This window comes from Moorena sp. SIO4A5, assembly GCF_010672005.1.
Taxonomy (GTDB): domain Bacteria; phylum Cyanobacteriota; class Cyanobacteriia; order Cyanobacteriales; family Coleofasciculaceae; genus Moorena.
In genome coordinates this window covers 1-3,475 of record NZ_JAAHHZ010000508.1, presented here as the reverse complement: position 1 = coordinate 3,475, position 3,475 = coordinate 1, and the positions used below count along the sequence as shown (strand labels likewise).

Below are 3,475 nucleotides of genomic sequence, written 5' to 3'. Positions count from 1 at the left end.
TTATTAGGACCCACGTCTCATTAATTCGGTTACTAATTCTAGACAAACATCTTTGAAGTTAACCCAGGTTTGACCATATAAACCAACGTAAAAACTGCTATGTCTTCTCTCCAATCGGCCAGATTCTTTTACACGAGACACATAGTTTTGGATTCCTTTACGTTTAATGTTATGACCTTGAATAGTTGCAGAAGTATAAGCTATAATCATCAATAAAACTAGAGAAATAAAGCGTTTACCTTCAACGTTAGTCTTTTCTAAATTATAACCACCTGTCTTAAAATCTCTAAACATTTCCATGCCTCGCTTCGCTCGCCAGGCTTCGCCAACGAATCAAATCTTTGTTTGTAGGCTGAAATAGCCGAATTTAAGCTATCCAAATTTGTCAAAATAAACCATCCTTCTTTTGGGGCTACTCCGTTAAGTTTACGTTTCCATTTAGCGGCAATATTAAAACTTAGGAAACCACGAGTCTTCGTGACTTTAATTCCTTTAATAAATAAAGACACTCCAGGTACTAGACCTAAATCATTTAATTTAATCCAACTCTTTTTTTGATATTCAACTAACTCATTCTTTTTTAAACGCAAACAAAAATCTCTACCCAATTCCTGAAGATGATTTGCTAACTTTACCGAACAAAATTCTCGTTCGCGAAGCGTGACCAAAGGTCAATCTCCCAATACACAGATTTTAGAGTTTTTTAAAATCGGGATAACTTTTGATAAAATACTTTGTTGTTCTTTTAAATTACTACTACCTAACTTGGGTAACAAGGTAAAATATAGTGGAAACGCTCTGTCTTGATGCAGTCGCTCATGGGGGGAACCCCCAAGACCGCGCTGCATCGCTTTTATCCCAAATGAGGCTAACCATGAATAAATTGATATAACACCAATTCGTTCTATCAATTGCTAAATAAATTAGTTTTTCATCGGTAAAGTATCTTTTCAAGCATTCTTCAACTATTGGAAACCACAAGTCTTCAATTGTTAACTTTGGTAACGATAAAAATCTTTAGGTGCGACCCGTGGCGAATTTAATTCGCCAACGGAAAGCGCACCTTCGGATTCTTTTTCTTCTACTTTCAAATTTAATGGGTAAAGGGAGAGCATTGGCTAATTTTTCTAAATTAACTTTTTTAATTGACTGTAATAGATTTATAAAAATTTTTAAGAAAATATATTCAGCTAGACTCAATTGACTTTTGAGATGGTTTTGGTAGAATTCTGGTAACATTGTCTATAGGTAGGTCTTGTTGCAAATTGAGAGACCTACCTTTTTATACCACAAAATCCTACAAACTTTACATACCAAGCATTTCAGACTGTTTCGTCGCCCCCCCAGGAAACTATGGTTCTTCTGGCTACCCCCATCACCCCGGCAACATGAGCTTCACTTCCAGCCTTCCCCAAATGCTTATATTTACTTAGCTTGGGCGTTTCACCTGTGGTTGCAAAGGTGGGCGAACTAGCTTGTAGCTTGTAGTACCAGTAGGCTTTTTGGGTCTGTCGGACTTGATAACGCGCTACCCAAACATCTTCCGGGGCAAGTTCCCCTTGATGCTCAAAGAAATTTTTGTAGGTTTCGAGCCTGGCAATCGCCGTCTGTAAACGAGTTATTCTCTCTAGTTTATCTTGTTGTGACTTACTTGAAACTCTTCTACCCATTGCTCTCAATCTCCATCAGACATCGAACGCGCGATTATAACTCGCGAATCTTGTCAAATTGGGGAAGATTTTTAAGCCGGATTTTTAAGCGTTTAAATAGCTAGTTGACCGTTGAGATAGGCACAACGCAGTTGTCAGATATTAGCAACATTCTCTGGTCGCCATTGGGCTCCGGTTAATTTAACTCGGTGGCTGATTTGTTTGACAGCCGATTCCACCGCTCCGCTCCCAATTGAACAAATTTGTTCCTGTTGGAAAGAGTGATAATTGATTAACCTTTTACGGTGTTTTTTGAGATAGCAAAGAAAGTTAGTTCCTCCCACTGGCTGAACCGACTTCAACAACTTCCGAGCTTCGGATACCTGTCCCTTCCACAGGTAAGCCTCTAACTGTTCTTTGGTAGATTTATTCGTTTGTATTTTATGAAGGTTTTCGGTTAGGTGATACCAGTCCAGGATTTCAATTCGATGCTGCTCTTCACCAATTTCAGCAAAGATGTTCCAGATTCCATCATGTCCGTCTCCCAAGCAGTATAAGGGTGAGGTGAATTTTTGACTGTTTATCCAATCGGTTAAAGAGAGATTATCTTGAAAAAAGGCTCCATAATAAATCCCTGTCTTGATGCAAAGCGCGAGTGGGGGGAACCACGGCAGTCGCTCATGGGGGAAACCCCCAAGACCGCGCTGCCTCCCCAAGACCGCGCTGCATCGCTTGTAAGCGAGCTGTTTTGTATTCTTGCCAACAACTAGGTTCTCCTTTGCCTTCTGTCCTCAGGCGGATTTTTCCTCCATCGACACATACCTCGGATAATCCTTGTTTTACCTCAGGAAGTGGTAACTCAATTTGGTTAACCTTTCGTTCGCGTAGCGTGGCCAAAGGCCAATGATGAGTGGAATGACCAACTTTGAGTCCAGTTAACAGATATAAGTCTTGCTCTGCATCTTGATAAGATTCATGCTTCACTTAAGAGGAGACAGCATTTTTCCAACAGAGGGCTATGGCGCGTATCAGGCTCTATTCCCAAAGCATCTGCTTGTTTTTTCTTAATCTTCAGTTGGCCGAGACAACTTTTAATGGTTCGGGTTTTTCCTCGTTGGGTATTGGTCTTTTTTGTGATAAAAAAAGACCAATTTTGGGACTGACATGCTCTAAGATCTGCTTTCTGACTTCAATTTCAATATCTGCTAGAGTTTCCAAACCATCCCTATCCGCGTTATTATAAAGGATCTCGCTGGCAGGGTAATCGCATTGAGTTTGGTATAAATTGCACTTGACAAAGAGCGGCTTATAAAGTTCAACAGTGTTTCTGCTGTCAAGGTTGTCTCTCAAAAGTGCAAGCAGTTAACCTAAGAATGAGCTAAGAAAAGTATTTCCAGGGCAGTGATCATGTCAAAAGGTTTTGGAAAACCTATTCGGCAACCGCAGCAAGAACGAGAGGCAAAGATTGCTCAAAAAGAGTGTTCTCAAACATTTTCAGGATCTTCAAGATCCCAGAGTGGGTCGCCGTAAAGATAAACCATAGGTGTCAATAATCACAATTGCGATTTTAGCAGTGCTCTCAGGTGCAGATGGGTTTGTTGGGATCGAGACCTATGGTAAGGCTAAGCTTGAGTGGCTAGAGACGTTTTTAGAATTACCCTTCGGGATTCCGTCCCACGATACCTTTGGTCGAGTCTTTGGCCTCCTAGATCCTATGGCGCTAGAGAACAGCTTCCTGAGTTGGATAAATAGCATCACCGAAAAATTAGAGCTCAATTTGATTCATGTCGATGGCAAGACTAGCAAAGGTTCCTATGACCGAGAAG

Annotated in this window: 2 protein-coding genes and 2 pseudogenes; 1 reads left to right on the top strand and 3 read right to left on the bottom strand. The window is 40.7% G+C overall.

From position 1 onward, the window contains the following. Positions 1–30: 30 nt before the first annotated feature. The 3 genes and pseudogenes from F6K57_RS40085 to F6K57_RS40075 form a co-directional block, all read right to left on the bottom strand. Positions 31–1,239, bottom strand: a pseudogene (locus F6K57_RS40085) (IS4 family transposase); the annotation flags it as partial. 83 nt (positions 1,240–1,322) lie between these two features. Further along, positions 1,323–1,670: a transposase gene (locus F6K57_RS40080; RefSeq protein ID WP_293074432.1), complete on the bottom strand. Its 348-nt coding sequence runs from the start codon at positions 1,668–1,670 to the stop codon at positions 1,323–1,325. Between the two features lie 134 nt (positions 1,671–1,804). Continuing rightward, positions 1,805–2,897, bottom strand: a pseudogene (locus F6K57_RS40075) (ISKra4 family transposase). A 295-nt stretch (positions 2,898–3,192) separates the two neighbouring features. On the opposite strand from F6K57_RS40075, the gene F6K57_RS40070 reads away from it, so the two are divergent. Then, positions 3,193–3,475: ISAs1 family transposase (locus tag F6K57_RS40070; RefSeq protein ID WP_293074430.1), on the top strand; the 283-nt coding region annotated here is incomplete at its 3' end.